13 protein-coding genes and 1 riboswitch are annotated in these 16871 nt (G+C 45.0%); of the genes, 6 read left to right on the forward strand and 7 right to left on the reverse strand.

Going from position 1 to position 16871, the window contains the following annotated elements:
• Complete coding sequence (locus ACVA53_RS05150; protein ID WP_446504639.1) at nt 1–804, reverse strand: transporter substrate-binding domain-containing protein; 804 nt, start codon at nt 802–804, stop codon at nt 1–3.
• A 64-nt stretch (nt 805–868) separates the two neighbouring features.
• On the reverse strand, nt 869–1480 hold the full coding sequence (locus ACVA53_RS05155) for a TetR/AcrR family transcriptional regulator (RefSeq protein WP_446504640.1): 612 nt from the start codon (nt 1478–1480) through the stop codon (nt 869–871).
• A gap of 147 nt (nt 1481–1627) precedes the next feature.
• On the opposite strand from ACVA53_RS05155, the gene ACVA53_RS05160 reads away from it, so the two are divergent.
• A complete protein-coding gene (locus ACVA53_RS05160; protein WP_446504641.1) occupies nt 1628–2752 on the forward strand; it encodes an efflux RND transporter periplasmic adaptor subunit in 1125 nt (374 codons plus the stop codon).
• Between the two features lie 2 nt (nt 2753–2754).
• Entirely contained in the window at nt 2755–5874 is a 3120-nt protein-coding gene (locus ACVA53_RS05165) for an efflux RND transporter permease subunit (RefSeq protein ID WP_446504685.1), read from the forward strand.
• A gap of 58 nt (nt 5875–5932) precedes the next feature.
• Here the strand turns inward: ACVA53_RS05165 and ACVA53_RS05170 are convergent, their stop codons facing one another.
• Together ACVA53_RS05170 and ACVA53_RS05175 are read right to left on the reverse strand one after the other, a co-directional pair.
• Complete coding sequence (locus ACVA53_RS05170) at nt 5933–7072, reverse strand: J domain-containing protein (RefSeq protein ID WP_446504642.1); 1140 nt, start codon at nt 7070–7072, stop codon at nt 5933–5935.
• A 285-nt stretch (nt 7073–7357) separates the two neighbouring features.
• Nucleotides 7358–8065, reverse strand: coding sequence for a response regulator transcription factor (locus ACVA53_RS05175; protein WP_255043829.1), 708 nt, complete (start codon nt 8063–8065; stop codon nt 7358–7360).
• Nucleotides 8066–8988: 923 nt separating this feature from the next.
• A riboswitch (glycine riboswitch) is annotated at nt 8989–9082 on the forward strand.
• Nucleotides 9083–9182: 100 nt separating this feature from the next.
• Between ACVA53_RS05175 and ACVA53_RS05180 the strand changes: the two genes are divergently transcribed.
• On the forward strand, nt 9183–10556 hold the full coding sequence (locus tag ACVA53_RS05180; protein ID WP_255043827.1) for an alanine/glycine:cation symporter family protein: 1374 nt from the start codon (nt 9183–9185) through the stop codon (nt 10554–10556).
• Between the two features lie 99 nt (nt 10557–10655).
• Here the strand turns inward: ACVA53_RS05180 and ACVA53_RS05185 are convergent, their stop codons facing one another.
• Together ACVA53_RS05185 and ACVA53_RS05190 are read right to left on the reverse strand one after the other, a co-directional pair.
• Nucleotides 10656–11063 carry a nuclear transport factor 2 family protein gene (locus tag ACVA53_RS05185; RefSeq protein WP_255043826.1) on the reverse strand — a complete coding sequence of 136 codons (408 nt, stop codon included), beginning with the start codon at nt 11061–11063 and terminating at the stop codon, nt 10656–10658.
• A 214-nt stretch (nt 11064–11277) separates the two neighbouring features.
• Nucleotides 11278–11940 carry an HAD hydrolase-like protein gene (locus tag ACVA53_RS05190; protein WP_255043825.1) on the reverse strand — a complete coding sequence of 221 codons (663 nt, stop codon included), beginning with the start codon at nt 11938–11940 and terminating at the stop codon, nt 11278–11280.
• A gap of 348 nt (nt 11941–12288) precedes the next feature.
• On the opposite strand from ACVA53_RS05190, the gene ACVA53_RS05195 reads away from it, so the two are divergent.
• Nucleotides 12289–12594 carry a high-potential iron-sulfur protein gene (locus tag ACVA53_RS05195; protein WP_255043824.1) on the forward strand — a complete coding sequence of 102 codons (306 nt, stop codon included), beginning with the start codon at nt 12289–12291 and terminating at the stop codon, nt 12592–12594.
• Nucleotides 12595–12701: 107 nt separating this feature from the next.
• Here the strand turns inward: ACVA53_RS05195 and yegD are convergent, their stop codons facing one another.
• Nucleotides 12702–14054: a molecular chaperone gene (gene yegD / locus ACVA53_RS05200; RefSeq protein WP_446504643.1), complete on the reverse strand. Its 1353-nt coding sequence runs from the start codon at nt 14052–14054 to the stop codon at nt 12702–12704.
• A gap of 345 nt (nt 14055–14399) precedes the next feature.
• On the opposite strand from yegD, the gene ACVA53_RS05205 reads away from it, so the two are divergent.
• The gene (locus ACVA53_RS05205) at nt 14400–15023 is read left to right on the forward strand and encodes a thiol:disulfide interchange protein DsbA/DsbL (protein ID WP_446504644.1); all 624 of its coding nucleotides are present in this window, start codon (nt 14400–14402) and stop codon (nt 15021–15023) included.
• Between the two features lie 486 nt (nt 15024–15509).
• Nucleotides 15510–16628, forward strand: coding sequence for a porin (locus tag ACVA53_RS05210; RefSeq protein ID WP_446504645.1), 1119 nt, complete (start codon nt 15510–15512; stop codon nt 16626–16628).
• The last annotated feature ends 243 nt before the right edge of the window (nt 16629–16871 follow it).

Consider the following 16871-nt stretch of genomic DNA (forward strand, 5'->3'; position numbering starts at 1 on the left):
CTAATTCACGCTTAGCTTCACCAAGCCCCATTTTTTCGCCACTCGATCAAAGAAGCCTTGGGTTTGTTTCAACTCGATCCAGTGATTAACGTAATTGATCCACACTTGATCTTCTTTGGGTAACAGCATCGCAATGGGGGTGGGTAAGCGCATACCATCGACCTTGGCCACGCTCAGTTGTGGATAGCGTTTAACCAAGGATGCGGCTTCTATATTCGATGTCACGATAGCGGTAGTTTTATTATCCAGAAGATATTGATGAGTCAATTTGGCGCTCTCGCTAACATGCTTTCTGGCATTTGGCAGCAACTCTTCCACCAAGCTTTGCTGCACCGTACCCGCAGTGGTCGTAAGAATGACCGAAGAGGCATTGAAGTCACTCCATTTGCGAAAACGCTTTGCATTCGATTTATTTACGACAGGAACAAACGCCAAATAGTAATAAGTATCGCTGTAACCTGCCAACCTTGCGCGGTGCATATTCAACGAGGCGCTCCCCGTCATATCATATTTGTCGGTAACCACACCATTAACCAGTTTTTTCCAGGATGTAGGAACATACTCAACCGTCACACCCAAGTCTTTGGCTAGCTCGGTGGTAATATCAATATCAAAACCACGATAAAAATTTGTGGCAGGATCTCGTATAGTCATCGGACTCCAGTCACCTGTTGTCCCTACCCTCAGCACGCCACGGTCAATAATCTCTGTCAACCGACTTTTGGCGGCATGAGTCACCCCTGAAAGCAATGACATCAAAATACAAACAATTACAGCGCCACTTTTGATGTACCCTGTTTTCATAGATGCCCCTGATACCCATAAAAAAACTTATCTATAAAGATAGCAGTAATTTATCTTGGCAAATTTAACCATTGGAACTTTTATAGCCTTGTAAAAACATTGAGACAGATGATTTCAGGTACTGCTTGCGTTCCTGTTCTGATTCTTCAGTTTGCTGACCGAGATATGCCCAATAGACAGCTCGACCATGGCACATCAATAAAAATTGCATCGCCGCATCGCCGCAATTCAAATTTTCTTTTAACAGGCCTTTAACGACAAGTTGCTCCAAATATGCTGCCACCATTTCAGTGGTATTCTTTGGGCCCGCATTCAGATACACCCTGGCAAGGTCGGGGTGAGTATCACTTTGTCTCACTGCCGCTTTATACGTATTCAACGCCCCGTCACTGAGTAACATGTTTTGGAACCGCCAGGCGAAGTCTTCAAGTACTTCCTCTGGCTCTCTAGGATCATCCAGCAAGCAGATATCTAGCTGATTTGCCGTACATTTAGCCCGAATGCAAGTATCAAAGAGCTCATCCTTGGTCTTGAAATGTGAATACACCGTTTGCTTGGACACCTGCGCTCTTAATGCGATGGCTTCCATGCTAATGCCATAGCCCTGCTCGCAAAACAGATCTGTCGCGGCTTTTAAAATTTGTTCCCTTTTCTGGGCACTTCTTGCAGTCAACACGCGCTCACCCTCAATTAACAAACCTATATAAGTTTTAATACAATCAAACTGGACAGTCTAGTTCCAATGGTTTATTTTTTACATATGGACTGGACAGTCTAGTTTATATCCCAAGTATTTGGATATCACAACTTAAGGCAGGGCAAGATGAAAAGGACAACAATCGCCGGTATCGTAATCGGTTCAGCATTGCTAGTAGGATGTAATACTTCTACGACATCACCAACCGATCAACAAATGAACCAGTTGTTGAGTGTCAATACGTTCACGCTAGCCCCTTCCGATCACTATAATGTCGAGCGCGAATATGTCGGGATGGTTCAAGCTGGGCAACAAGCGAATTTAGGTGCCGAACTGGGTGGTAAAGTGGCCCGTATCTTGGCTGACGTCGGCGACGACGTAAAAGCTGGTGATCCTCTCCTTATTCTAGATACCCAACTTTTAATCACCCAAGCGGATGAGTTACGTGCTCAACAGTCCCAAATCACCGCTCAACTGGACTTAGTTGAAGCGAATTTAAAGCGCCAGAATTCATTGAAGAAGAAAGGTTTTAGTGCTGATTCGGAAATTGATGCCCTCAATAGCCAGCGCAATGCACTACGTGCCAACTACCGCCAGCTCACAGCTTCTCTAGCTGCCAACCAACTCCGTCAAGAAAAGTCGACTGTCTACGCACCGTACGATGGCACTATCAGTGCTCGCCATGTGTCAAAAGGCGATGTCATTAATGTCGGTGCACCAACCCTGACTTTACTGGCGTCCACCAGCAGGGAGGCCCATATCGGCATACCCGCCAAACAGCTTGCTAAGTTGATTACTCATAGTGATTGGCAGCTGCGTGTCGGCATCAATAGTTACCCTGTCACCCTACTGAACCCCGGCGCTCGTGTCGACAGCGGATCGCGCACGGTCAAACTCCGATTTTCCTTGCCTGAAAACGCTGAAGTGATCGACGGTCAACTCGCTTACTTACAGTTCAGTGATGTACATGATAAACCCGGTTACTGGATCCCGCTTTCGGCAATGACAGACGGCCTTCGTGGCGTGTGGAATGTTTTTGTAATGAGTGATGAAGATAACCTGCATGTGGTTGAGCGTCGATCTATTCAGGTACTCCATGCCAACGCTGAATATGCTTACGTAACCGGAGCACTAACACCTGGCGAGAGATTGATTTCGGGTGGGCTTCACCGTTTAGTCCCTGGTCAGGCAGTACAACCGGTAAAAAAGTTACCACTGCCTCTGAAGACACACGATGAGGCCGTGCTATGAAGATGGAAGCCATAATTAGCAATACCCGTCTATTGGTTTTAGCTGTTGCGCTCTTGGTCGTCGCGGGTTTTTCTGCCCTCACGACGCTACCAAGGGCAGAAGATCCAGTGATCCACAACCGCCATGCTAGCATCATTACCCACTTTCCAGGGGCAACCGCCGAGCGGGTAGAAGCACTCATCACCGAAAAAATTGAAACCGAACTGCGCCAATTAGAAGAAATCAAAGAGCTATCTTCCGTCTCGAGACCGGGGATTTCGGTTATTCAAGTCGAGCTTAATGACGAGATAATCGATTCGGAACCAGTGTGGTCGAGAACCAGAGATAAGCTGTCCGATGTCACACCTTTGCTTCCGGCTGGCTCTTCTGTACCTGATTTAGAAAGCGATCATGGTTATGCCTATACCATGATCACAGCCCTCACTTGGCAAGGCGATAGCCAGCCAGATTTGCTGACTTTACGCCGCTATGCCATTGAGCTCGGTAACCGGATGCGGATCATGAGCGGCGTGGAGTTTGTCGATACCTATGGCCTACCCGATGAAGAAATCCAGGTCACGTTAGATCCTGCAGCAACTAGCGCTCTCGGCCTCTCAGCCATTTCTTTGTCACAAGCCATCGATCAAGCGGATGCTAAAAATTCAGCCGGTGAATTGGTTAATGGCCAAAACCGCTTTGCCTTAGAAGTCTCTGATTCGCTTGATACCCTCGACAGGGTGAGGCGCGTACCTATCACAATGGATGACAATGGCTTCCTGGTTCGATTGGAAGACATCGCCGAGGTAGAGCGCAAGGCTGCATCGCCACCCTCTGAAATTGGTGTTGTAGACGGAAACCCTGCGATTATTGTGGCTGCCCGGATGCAACCGACATTACGGGTTGATCAGTGGACTGAGCGGATGAACAAACTGTTGGAGCAATACCGACAACAAATCCCTTCCAATATTTCGGTCGATGTCATTTTTGAGCAAGAGAGCTATACCGAAACCCGCCTGTCTGATCTTAACAACAGCTTATTGCTTGGCTTTTCAATTATCCTGGTGGTCTTACTGCTGACCTTAGGAGTCCGCTCAGCCATTATTGTGGCGGTTTCATTACCGCTTACCAGCCTTGTCACCCTCTCGATGATGAAATTCACAGGGCTGCCTATCAACCAAATGTCAGTAACCGGTCTTATCGTTGCGCTTGGTATCATGGTAGACAACGCCATTGTCATGGTCGACACCATCCAACACTACCGCCAACAAGGTAAAGCCAAGCTGGAAGCGGCATTACAGGCAATCCAGCATTTATGGATCCCGTTACTGGGATCAACGTTAACAACGGTATTGGCATTCGCACCAATTTTCCTCATGCCAGGCCCTGCTGGTGAGTTTGTCAGCGCTATCGCCATCACTGTATGTTTCTCGTTGATTGGTTCGTATTTAATTTCCCATACGCTGGTAGCCGGTTTTGCTTCTCGCATATTACCTTCGGCCAATCAGGGCCAGCGTTGGTACCACACAGGTATCGTCATTCCTGCGGTCAGTAAACGCTTTGAAGGCTCTATTCGTTTTGCGATTAAACACCCACTGATCACCGCTGGTTTGGTGTGTATCCTTCCCTTCACTGGGTTCTGGGCAGCAACACAACTTACCGAGCAGTTCTTCCCACCATCTGACAGGGATATGTTCGAGGTACAACTTTTCCTGCCACCACAAGCCAGTGTTTTTGCGACACAGCAAGCGACCAAGCAGGTTGACCAAATCCTGGCTAGCTATGAGGGCGTCGAGCAGGTTAGCTGGGTTGTTGGCGGTAATTTTCCCTCTTTCTACTACAACCTCGTCAGCCGCCAACAAGGTGCGCCTTACTTTGCTCAGGCCATGATAAAAGTGCGTGATTTCGAACTAGCCAATACCCTGATCCCTGCCCTTCAGGCCAATCTCGATCAACAAATGCCCAATGCGCAGATACTGGTTAGAAAGCTTGAACAAGGCCCCCCATTCAATGCGCCGTTAGAAGTCAGGCTATATGGCCCTAACCTCGACAGACTTAAAGCTATTGGCGAAGATATCCGCTTGATCATGGCTAAAACTCCGAACGTTACACATACCCGTGAAACCCTACAGCCGGGAACACCAAAGGTGTGGCTCAGTGTGAATGAGGAAGCCAGTCAGCTAAGTGGCCTGAGCCTTAAAGACCTTGCTGATCTCCTGCAAGCGTCTTTCACTGGCCGTTTGAGTGGCAGCATTATTGAGGCTACCGAATCCATTCCTGTCCGCGTACGTGTCAGTGATGAAAACCGAGAAAGTATGAGTCAACTGAGCAGTCTGCCACTTCCTATAAAAGCGGACAGTGATGTGATTGGCTTGCCGGTATTTGCCATTGCCGACCTGTCTCTTACTCCTAGTCGAGGCGCGATCCCTCGGCGTAACGGGCAGCGGGTCAATGTCATTGAAGGCTATATCCGCGCCGGCGTGCTGCCGCAAACAGCCTTGGTACATTTTCAGGCTGAACTGGAAAAGTACCGAGCCAGCATCCCCAGTGGCTACACCATTGAGTTTGGGGGCGAGTCGGCAGAGCGTAACGAGTCAGTCGGTAACCTGATGGCAAACCTGACTATGGTCATCACCTTGTTAGTTATGGTGGTGGTGCTGTCGTTCAACTCATTCCGTTTAAGCCTGGTTATTTTCCTTGTAGGGATACTTTCAGCAGGGTTAGGTTTGCTGTCAGTGGCCTCTTTTGGTTACCCGTTTGGCTTTACTGTGATCATCGGCTTGCTCGGCCTAGTCGGCCTAGCGATTAACGCCGCCATCGTCATACTGGCCGAGCTAAAGAGCAGCCCAGAAGCGAGTAAGGGCAACCTAGATGCGATTGTGGTCGCCGTAATGAGCTGTACTAGGCACATTACCTCAACGACCATTACGACCATCGGTGGCTTCATGCCGCTGATCCTAGCCGGTGGTGGCTTCTGGCCTCCATTTGCTGTGGCAATTGCAGGCGGTACCCTGCTTACAACTCTGGTCTCGTTTTACTTTGTTCCCGCTGCGTTCAAGCTGGCAGTAAAATACAAGCCTTTGGCGGTACGTAACACTGAGCTACAACCCAACTATGATCGACAGCCAAAAGAGAGCCTACAGTGATTGGGTAATCAATGACGTGATGAAATGGTCAATGACGGGCTTGCCCGTCATTCTTTTTTTACTGACAGTATTGTTGTAACGTACTGTAGGACTCAGAAAAGTTATTATTGGGGAAGTACTCGTTATTGATCAGCAAACTTTTGCTCTTGGCCCAGTTCTGGGCAAATGAGCCATTGCCGTAAGGAATGTCGTAAATTTCAAAATGCCGCTCATCACGCGTATAAATAAGGTTGGCGGCCATCCTACCCGAGCGCTGCAAGGTGTTTTTGTAATACTGAAAATCACCCTGACAACTTTTAATCACATATGAGCCTTTTTCACTCCGTACACTGATGTAGTACTTCGCCATATTCTCAAATTTACTCAGCTGCCATACACCAACATCTTTACTCATTTGTATTCGAGGTAATATCACTTCTTTTTCAATCACTGCATTTTGCGGTGATTCAATCTGTGCCATATTCTGGTTTTCCACCTCATTAGAGTCATGATGGAGCAAACGCATTATCGGCTTACTGACTCTCTGAGGCTCAGGGTTCAGGCTATGCCATACATTCAGCAACGGCTCTTTCGCGGGGCCCATCCCGAGCCATACCAAAGCGACAGGGATAACAATCATCGCCAAGCGTCCCCAGTAACGGCTTCTGCCAATGGCTTTAATTTGGTTGACTACCGCTGGAGTCAATGGTTGCGAAGCAGCAACGAGTTGCCCCGGTCGTTCAGATTTCACAACCTCTGTCTTCTTACTTCCTTTTTCACGGCGAAGGCTATCCACTTTCGATTGCAAACGGCGATTTTCCCGACGCAACGCCTGCATATCTTCTTCCATCATTTGCTTATAATTTTTCTCCCCTTCTGATGTCGCCTTTTTATCTTCTAGCTGTTCAAGCACCGTTTTCAGCTTTTTTTCCAGATCCTTATTGCACTGCTGAAGGCCCCTATTAGTCTCTTCAAGCAATTGGCATTTTTTCTGCCATATCACGGCTTGCTCATTAGATTTAAGGTAGACAGTCTGCACTGCCTCTTCATGGCCATGTCCAGACAACACCTTTTCATAAGCCTGACTGACCAACTGCATCATTGACTTTGAGCCTCCCTTGTCAGGGTGGCAGCGGCTTGAAAGTTGCTTATATCGCCGCTTCACATCAGTCACAGGTGTATTCTTTCTTATGCCCAGAATATCGAAATATGTTGTCATTCCATTTTTACCGATAGCATTTTTTGAACCAATATCCCGCTTTCATTATATGCAGACAATTACATACCTTGCTAAACACATTTCGTCACTCCCTGTCATGTGCCATACATAGAAGCGATATGCCATAGCAAACGGAAAATATTCTGGCCTCTCTACAAAAAGTAAAAGGAGCAAATGTTATCGACTTTTGAATGGGTTAGTTGATAATTTTTCCTCTTTAAACACAAAAACAACCTATTACACTGGGTAACAGGTTGTTCTTTGATCATTTGTTGCTTATTGCTATCAGGTGTGAAGATTGTGCTTTCGCATCCTGAACTCACCGGGAGAGCAGCCCATGTGCTTCTTAAATACCCGTGAGAAATAAGAGACATCCTTAAAACCTGTTGAGTGAGCGATCTGGGAAATTTTTTCTCTATCAGAACTCAATAACCCACACGCTAAATCAAGCCGTTTCTTAATAATATACTGCTTCAAGGTCACACCCATCACATTGTGAAATAGGCGAGAAAAGTAAGTGGGAGAATAATGACAAGCATTGGCGAGATCTTCTTCCCGCAACGGTGAGCTAATATTCTCATCGATGATCTTCAATGCAGGTCTGATTGACAGTTCACGTTGTTCATAACCCTGCACCGGCTCGGCGACAACATTATGAGTATGGAGCCTACTGAAACAGGCTTCGATTTCTTGTTTGGTTGCGTTGGCGGCAATCACATCTTCGCCACCAGCTCGGAGGACATTCAAAGCAAGATCGGCGTCAAGACTGTGATATACCACCACGACCTTAGTCTGCGGGAAGCGACTTTTCACCGACTGCAACAATTCAAAACCATTCGACGTTGAGTCTACGACTTCGAGGAAGATCAGCTCCTGACCTGTCATTGTTGACAACAGCTCAAAAGGCGAGACGTCCACCACATCATGTGACATCTTAAGGTTTTCTTTCGCTTCTGCCACTTTATCGAAGTGGCTACAACTAACCCATATCACAGCTTCACCTTAATCTATTAAGAAAATTACAAACGCTTAGTCTGTATAAACTCTCCTTGTCATAAAACTTCGTCGCATCAATTATAGTTTTATGCCCGTCAAAAAAGTGACGTGACATTGATAATTAACGTCTATAAACCCAAAAAATTCCAGACGGCAAATTTGTTGCAACTTTAAATCTAATTCTTCAAAATAATCTGCTAATGCGATGACTTCAACAAGTTAAAGCGCATAACTGCCTTTAAAATCAATTTTGTTATATCAAATTTGAATTTAAGGGATTTTTTAAGTCAAAAAAAATCTATTAATTTATTCCGTATTGCATTTTCTTAAAATTACTTTTTGCTATTTTTCGCCTTATACACCACAAAATTATAGCGCTTAAGGCGACAAGCAAGAAAAAGACCATATCAACACACTTGCACTAAATAGACTTACGTCATATCCAACTAATATCACAATTATTAAAACCCAGTAGCATTAACAGAACGACTTCTGACAATAAAAATCACCAAGTCATGTCAAAGCACTTGGAGATCGGAAAAAGAGGGAGGGAATGAATGACACAAGCAGATTCAGTTATGCACTGGCGCATACTACGATCAACAAGCTGAAGCGGCTGTACTCTATAAAAGGTCATAACAAATGAAAATACACGCATAAAATTCTGGCACGTCAATCCATCCTATTAAAATTTGTTGAATTTTTTGAAGACAATCGCATTTTTATCTATTACTATGTCCGGGAAAATTGAGTTCCGATGAAGACAGCAGGAGAGTGGCAAGTACTCGCTATTAACGCTAGGTACAAGCCCGCCGAAGAAGTAAGCTCACTATCCCGTTTGCAGCCACTGCAGGCATTAGTCAGTAAATCTTTCAGGCACCCTACTCAGTGAAACACTGAGCAAGGTATGGACTGTTGTTGGAGGAGCCTCTGGAGAGAACCGTTTAATCGGTCGCCGAAGGAGCAAACCTGAATTCAGGTGAAACTCTCAGGCAAAAGGACAGAGGAGATAAGATCAACAGCACAGAAAGTAACACCAACATTCTGATACACCATACAACGGTATAACTGTTGTTCTTTATCTCTTCCTTTGATGTTTAAAGGTAAAGAGAAAATGAACCCACTATATAATTTCTTACAAACTATTGATAACCTCGTTTGGGGCCCACCACTACTTCTTTTGCTAGTAGGTACAGGTATTTACCTGACAGTCCGCCTTGGGCTGATCCAGATTCGCTACCTACCCCTCGCTTTGGGCTACCTATTCAAGGGAAACAAAAACAGCAAGGCTGACGGTGACGTTTCCAGTTTTGCCGCACTGTGTACAGCACTTTCCGCAACCATAGGTACCGGTAATATTGTCGGTGTTGCGACCGCCATTAAAATGGGTGGTCCAGGCGCTCTATTCTGGATGTGGCTTGCAGCGTTGTTCGGTATGGCAACCAAGTATGCAGAGTGCCTACTGGCGGTTAAATACCGTGAAGTCGATTCCAATGGCCAAATGCTCGGTGGCCCAATGTATTACATTGAAAAAGGCACCGGTCAAAAATGGCTGGCACGTATGTTCGCCGTATTTGCTCTAGGTGTTGCCTGCTTTGGTATTGGTACTTTCCCACAAGCTAATGCCATTGTTGATGCAGCCTATTTATCATTTGAGATCCCGCGTGAAATCACAGTTGTTATTCTCACCATTCTTGTTGCTGTGGTAACACTTGGTGGTGTGAAGTCTATCGCCAAAGTCGCCAGCAAAGTTGTGCCATTCATGGCCGTGTTCTACATCATTGCTTGTGTCATTGTACTTGGCTCACAATACAGTGCGATTCCTGCTGCCATCCAACTTGTGGTGCAATCAGCTTTCACCGGTCATGCCGCAACAGGTGGTTTCGTTGGTGCAGGCATCATGCTGGCTATCCAGTCTGGTATTGCTCGTGGTGTATTCTCGAACGAATCTGGTCTCGGTAGTGCACCTATGGCAGCCGCTGCTGCAAAAACCGATTCATGTGTAGAGCAAGGCTTGATCTCGATGACAGGTACATTCTTCGATACCATCATCATTTGTACCATGACAGGCCTTACCTTAGTGGTAACCGGTGCTTGGCAAAGCGACTACGCAGGGGCTGCGATGACCAGCTATGCTTTTGCCAGCGGTTTGGACTCTAGTTTCATTGGCCCAATGATGGTTACTATCGGCCTGATGTTCTTCGCCTTTACGACTATTCTGGGTTGGAACTACTACGGTGAGCGTTGTATTACGTATCTATTTGGCGTTAAGGCTATCTTGCCTTACAAGGTGTTCTTCCTAGTACTGGTTGCCGCTGGCGCCTTTATGAAACTGGATATGATTTGGCTGATTGCCGATATCGTGAATGGATTGATGGCGGTCCCGAACTTGATAGGTTTGATCTTGCTGCGTGATGTGGTTGTTGCGGAAACTAAAGAGTTCTTCTTAAAACTGAATACGCCAGCCGCTCAGGTACAAACGATTTAAGTGTGATGCTTTAAAGTAGCCATCACCCAATAGCTAACCAATTTCATGAAATAGTCGCCACTAAACACCCTTCGGTATATATCACCGCGGGGTGTTTTTTTATTCTAAACGCCTTGTCAGTTGCTGATACAAATCAAAGCTACTGTCTTCAAGACGGCAATCGACAATTTTGTCACCTTTATGTTTGAAGTAAGCCATCCCGGTCATCATAACTTTTTGTTTTTTGGCTGGGATCTTTGCCCACCCTCCACAATACAAGGCATGGCATTGGTAAACGACGACGGTTTTGTTGTCATCGCTAACCGTATCAATAATCCGAAAAGTAACGTCTCTAAACCGCTGCCCCCATACTGTAATAAAGTTGAGGTACTCGGTATGACTAAGCAGGTAACTCTTTCCACCAGGGACGTGGAAATGAAAAGGATCGGTGGCCAATGCCTGTAACTTTGCACTGTTGGCGTTAGACCAAACATCATTAAACCATTGCAGAACCCACTTCTCATCCATGTGATATTACTCCAAGTTCCATCGTTGCTATTATTTAGCATAGAACTTATAGAAGGTTCTATCTAATCATCTTCTTTTGGGAAGTGGATACGCTGAGCCGCTTGAAGAGGAAATAAAATTAGCAACAAAGAAGCGCAAAGTAAGGGTATCGACCATTTACCCATTGGGCGTAAAGTTAGCATAGCAATATCACGCCTAAATGGAATGGATGTGTTTATGAAGACAAGGCCAATTGAGAGAATGCCGCCTGATAGTGAGTAAGGTTTGGAATATGTGTATGATGGCCATCTGTACGACCCACTTCAACATAATCATAGCCCAGCTCTTGTGAAGCATGCTTATTGCGATCACCATGCGCAAACAAGACGCGACGATCAAAAACAACACCTAAATCTTGCTTGGCACGAAAAGCAGCCAGCGCCATAATTTCTGTACGGCTTAATGCATCAGAAGATGAAGCAAAGGTTATATTGCTAATGTCAAAACCTGCTGCACGTAATTTCAATTTAGCCGTCGACGCCCAGCCACTGGTGGATATAGCAATATGCGTATTTTGAAGGTCGTTTATGTGATTTAAAAAAGCTTTAGCCCCCACTGCTTCATGTACTGCCTCAGGGGACTCTTTTATCGCTTGTTGAACCAAGGTCGAGAAGCGACTCTCTACTTTGCGGTGAATCAGTGATCGGCTCTCGGAAATACCGTGTTTCGCGATGATCTCGTCTAACACTCCGCCATCGGTAAGATTGGCATATTGGGTAAGGTCTGTATCCATTTCAACCCCTAGCACTTCATTAACTGCTTTAACATAGCAACCCAGCTCTAGGTTATTTGAATCTACCAGTGCCCCATCAATATCCAATAAAAACAGATTAGCCACTTTTTATCCTTATGATTTGCTGCACTCGACGCAAGATGATGCACTTGTAAAGAAAATGTTGCAAGTCTTGATTTTACGTAATCTGTAAAAGCTTGTTTCACATCAAGCGTTCTTTCTCAGTACGTTACATCAGCATCAATCATTGAGTACTCACGAATAAACCAATCACTTTGCAGCCCCTCGCACTCAACAATTACGCAAAACGCAATCACAAAAAAAACAATAAGCTCATTAACATCATCACATTTTTGGTCCAACATTCAGTGACGATACGTATTACCCTTGTAGTGCAACATAATAAACAAAAACAAATGTCGTTAAACATGTGAGCAATAAGAAGGTCGTAATATGAAATACACAGCAAATAGAAGGAATTTCCTCAAGCTTGGGCTTGCCAGTGTCATTGGTATTACCGTTGGTAAAGAGCTACTGGTCAAGCCTGCTCATGCTGCAGACTTACCTCAACTGACTGAGGATGATCCTCAAGCAAAAGCCCTTCAATACGTTCACCAAGCAGCAGACAGTGAAAAACACTGTGGTAACTGTGCACTTATTCAGGGTAATGATGGAGATGAATGGCGACCATGCGCAATCTTCCCCGGTAAAGCAGTGAATACCAATGGTTGGTGTAGCGCTTGGGTGAAAAAGCCTTAATTACTAGTTAGTTTTTTCTACCTACAGAAAAGCCTGCTATCAATATTACCAAGTCATGGTGCCATCGATAGTCAGGCTTTTTAATACTTCGCTAATGTAAAAAACAATTATTTAAAGCACTGCTCTGCCCAACGGGCTAATCCGGCAGTGACCGAGCCAAAGTAACTACCACTTACCACCGGTGTTCCCGGCAGTTGCTGCTCGATACAGGCACGCAGGATCGGTGAGCGTGCTGTACCACCGGTCATATAAACCACATCGGGTTTTATACCACTTTGTGCAATTGCTTCGGTAACCAACTGGCTAATGTGGACTCTTGGCGCTTCAATCGCCTGAGCCATTTGCTGCTGATTTACCTCGACTTCAAGTAAAGAGGATAAATGCGACAGTGTTAATGTATGTGTCGATGAATCAGATAACGCAATCTTGCACTCTTCCGCCTTGCGAACAAGCTGATAACCCAGTGTTTCACGGTACACATTTAGCAAATGCATCAATTTCTCAGGTTCTGCCGCATCACGTTGTAGCTGCTTCAATACAGCAAGGTTGGCTGAGCCATAGAAATCCGTTTGGGCAACCACGTTATTGATGGCAATCGGGTTCCAGAACTGACCGATAGGCATATCAATCCCTTTCTGGGTTTTACTCCCCAAGCCGAGTTGTGGCATGATTTGGCGAAAAGCCAAGTAGATATCCAGGTCATTTCCGCCAACACGCAGACCGCTGTGAGCCAATAGGCCCTCGGTTCTGTCAACTTTACCCGCCCAACTTGGCCCCATCTGGATCATTGAGCAATCAGTCGTACCGCCACCGATATCAACCACTAGAACGGTTTTGTCTTCGGTCAGGGTGCTTTCGTATTCAAGGCCAGCAGCGACAGGTTCGAACTGAAATTCAATATGTTCAAAGCCTGCCCGCTTGGCAGCTTGGCGCAATATCGCTTCCGCCTGCTGGTTCGCTTTATCACCACCGGTGCCCTGGAAGTTGACTGGTCGGCCAATCATAGTACTCGTGATGGCTTTATCTAATTGGGCTTCTGCCTTGTGTTTGATATTGCTCATCATGGCACAGACCAGATCTTCAAAGAAACGAATTTGCACATCGCGCAAACCGTTAGCACCCAAGAATGATTTAGGGGACTTTACGTAATAGACTTCTTCAGGATCGTCGAGATACAGATCGAGCGCGGCCTGACCAAAAAATAGATCACCTTTCTCGACAATAATGTCTTCTTCACGGTTAAAAGCTATCGCACGGCGCAGAACCTGTTCGCCCAACTCATCGACTGGCTGAACGCCCATATGGCGGTATAAATATTCACTTACCGCTTCTCGCGTCGGGGCACAAAGTGTCGAAGGGATAAAACTGTTTTCGCCTTCCAGAGCTAACATGCGAGGCTGCCCATGCTCCATGACAGCAACTGAACAATTGGCTGTTCCATAATCAAAACCGATAAACATGTTATCCTCCGAACCAAGAAAAGCCGGCCATCATACTGAAATTAGACATTTGTTCAATCATGAGTTGATAACAATGCATAGCCTGTACGATTAATTACTATGATAAGCCCAATTTCAACAGCATAACGCTGATAGTGGAAGGGAGCGATCAGCGTCGCATTTTCACGGCGGGCAAACCAAACATGCATACCGTAATGACCCTTTGAGCCAAACAACCAATCACAAAGTCAGTGATGCTTTATGAGCAAAATCTTGTACTAGATACAACTAAATTGATTCTTATTAGCGACCTAACCTTCTTTTTCATCCATACTTATTGTTTTAAAACTCAATACAATTATCAGTATGAATACGCTAACTAAAATCTTTGCCTCTACCCTATTCCTTCTGGTCGCTCTTACAGGATGTAGTGAAAGTGAAATGCCGAAAGAAGGTGTAAAATACACGGTCGTTGAAACCCCAACGGAAGGTATTGCCGACGTTGTTGAAGTGTTTTCCCTTGGTTGTGGCCACTGTCGTAACATGGAACTGATGCTACCTGAAATAAAAAAGCTGGCTAAAGTGGATATCGACCAAGTACACGTCACGTTTAACGAAAGTGCCCAGTACGCCGCTTATCTTTACAACACCGCCGCTATCCAGAGCAACGGCAAGCCAGCAGATGAGTTAAAAGAAGCACTTTTTGCTTTCGTTCAAGATCAAGCTACTGATTTAGATGAAGAGGGTCGCAAAAACAAGTTGGGTGAAATCTTCAGCCAACACGATCTTGTTAGCCCATTTGATCTAAATGATGAGCAAAAAGAGCAAGTTTACCAGCAAATGACCAGTGCTAATCAACTTGAGCAGAACGCAAAAATCACCGGTGTGCCAGCTTTCTTGGTGAAAGGTAAATACCTTGTAGAAAATGGTGCACACGATAGCTTGGAAGACTTAGCAAACACCATTCGTTACTTATCCGATAAGCAATAAACCTCTCCTAATTAGGGCTGGTAATTATACTGGCCCAATCCCTAAATTATTTTAATCACACACCTATTTTTTGATCACCTCATTCTATTTTCAATGCTTCCTGTTTAGTGATACCGCAATACATTGCGAGTGTTAATCTACATGGACTTATTATTTTTGATTAGACTAACGCTAAGCAAACACCGGCAAAATACATAATCATGCCAATCCACATTAATAGCTAGCTATTTATCGCCTCCATTTTTCAAAAAATACCTCACTATTTTCAAAGCATAATTTACACCACGCTTATTATTCATCCAGCAAAGCTAAATTCCCCAACCAAAACCTAAAAAATAAAAACTTCAAAATACATAACCTTACGTAAAAATAAATCTAATAATACAACATTTATATCGTTTCACTATTACTACAAGCACTTAGTAACAAAAATATCATCAAGCACATTGACAGTGCTTGATGCAAACACACATAGGAAATACAAAAATGAATAAAAAGCTAATTGCTCTAGCAGTAGCAGCGGCGGCAGCCTCAACTTCAGTACAAGCGGTAGAAGTTTACAATGATGGTACCAATACTTTTTCCGTTGGTGGTCGTCTAGCACTAAGTGCAAAATTTCAAGATGGTGATTCAAGCCTAAACAACCAATCTTCTCGTATTAACTTTGGCTTTACTCACACTCTAGAGAATGGCTGGGACATCGGTACGCGTGCAGAATGGGCTTACAATGCTCTAGCTAACAGCAACGATGGTAGTAATGTGACTAACCGCCTTGGTTTCATTACTGCAGATAATGAAGATTTTGGTAACTTTACCCTTGGTAAAGCATGGTCAGTTCACTACGACGTAACAGGTAAAACTGACCGTTTCTGGCTAAACGGCGGTGATACTGCTGGCAACTACGACGGTATCTCAGGTGATGGCGGTGTTCACGGCACAGGTCGTGCGGATGACGTTATCCAATACCGCAACAACTTCTATGGCCTACAAGTTGGCCTACAGTACCAATTTGAAGGCAAAGGCTCTGTATCGAAAGGTTTTGAGCTAGGCGAAGATGATAAAGTCGTTGAAATAAAAGAAGCATGGAAACGTGATTACGGCTACCAGGCGATGGCCGGCTACGAGTTTGAGCTTGGTGAAGGCATCCTTGGCCTAAGCGGCGTTTATGCCGAAACTAAGTTCGAAAACCGTGAAGATGCAAAAGTTGCCAATGCCGTTGTTTCCTATGAGACAAGTGGTATCTACGTTGCGGCTAACTATGGTGAATTCCGTAACCACCAGAGCGAACGCACCAATGCAGCATTCGCAAGCTCTGATTTCAGCAGCAGCAGCGTGACAAGCAACGGTATGATCAAGTCGGCAACTGGCTACGAGCTATTTGCGTCTTACTCTTTCGACCAATACCAGATCCTTGGTGGTTACAACCAGCTAGAAGATGACAACTCTCGTGCTAAGTACGCTTACTCAACTATTGGTGCCGCTTACTTTACTGGCCCAATGATCCTTGCAGCTGAATACAAAATCGACACCAGCAGCAAAACAAACACAGGTTCAAACGCAGACCTAGACAATGTGTTTGGTATCCTTGTTCGCTACAACTTCTAAGCGAAGCTTAACCCAAGCAAAAGAGTAAACAGTAATGTGATTACTCGTTCATTGTCTTTGTGGTCGAAATGATTTGACCATTAATTTTGGGGCATCAGGAAGATGCCCCTCTTTTTACCTTCGTGAAGCCTGATATTGCTTGCTTTAATTAAAACCCTCAATCTGATTCAAATTCATTCGAAAATCAACTGCATTTCATGTAATTACATTGCTTATATCAATAGCAGAAAGTTCTAAATATCA

This window comes from Photobacterium sp. DNB23_23_1 (assembly GCF_052873815.1).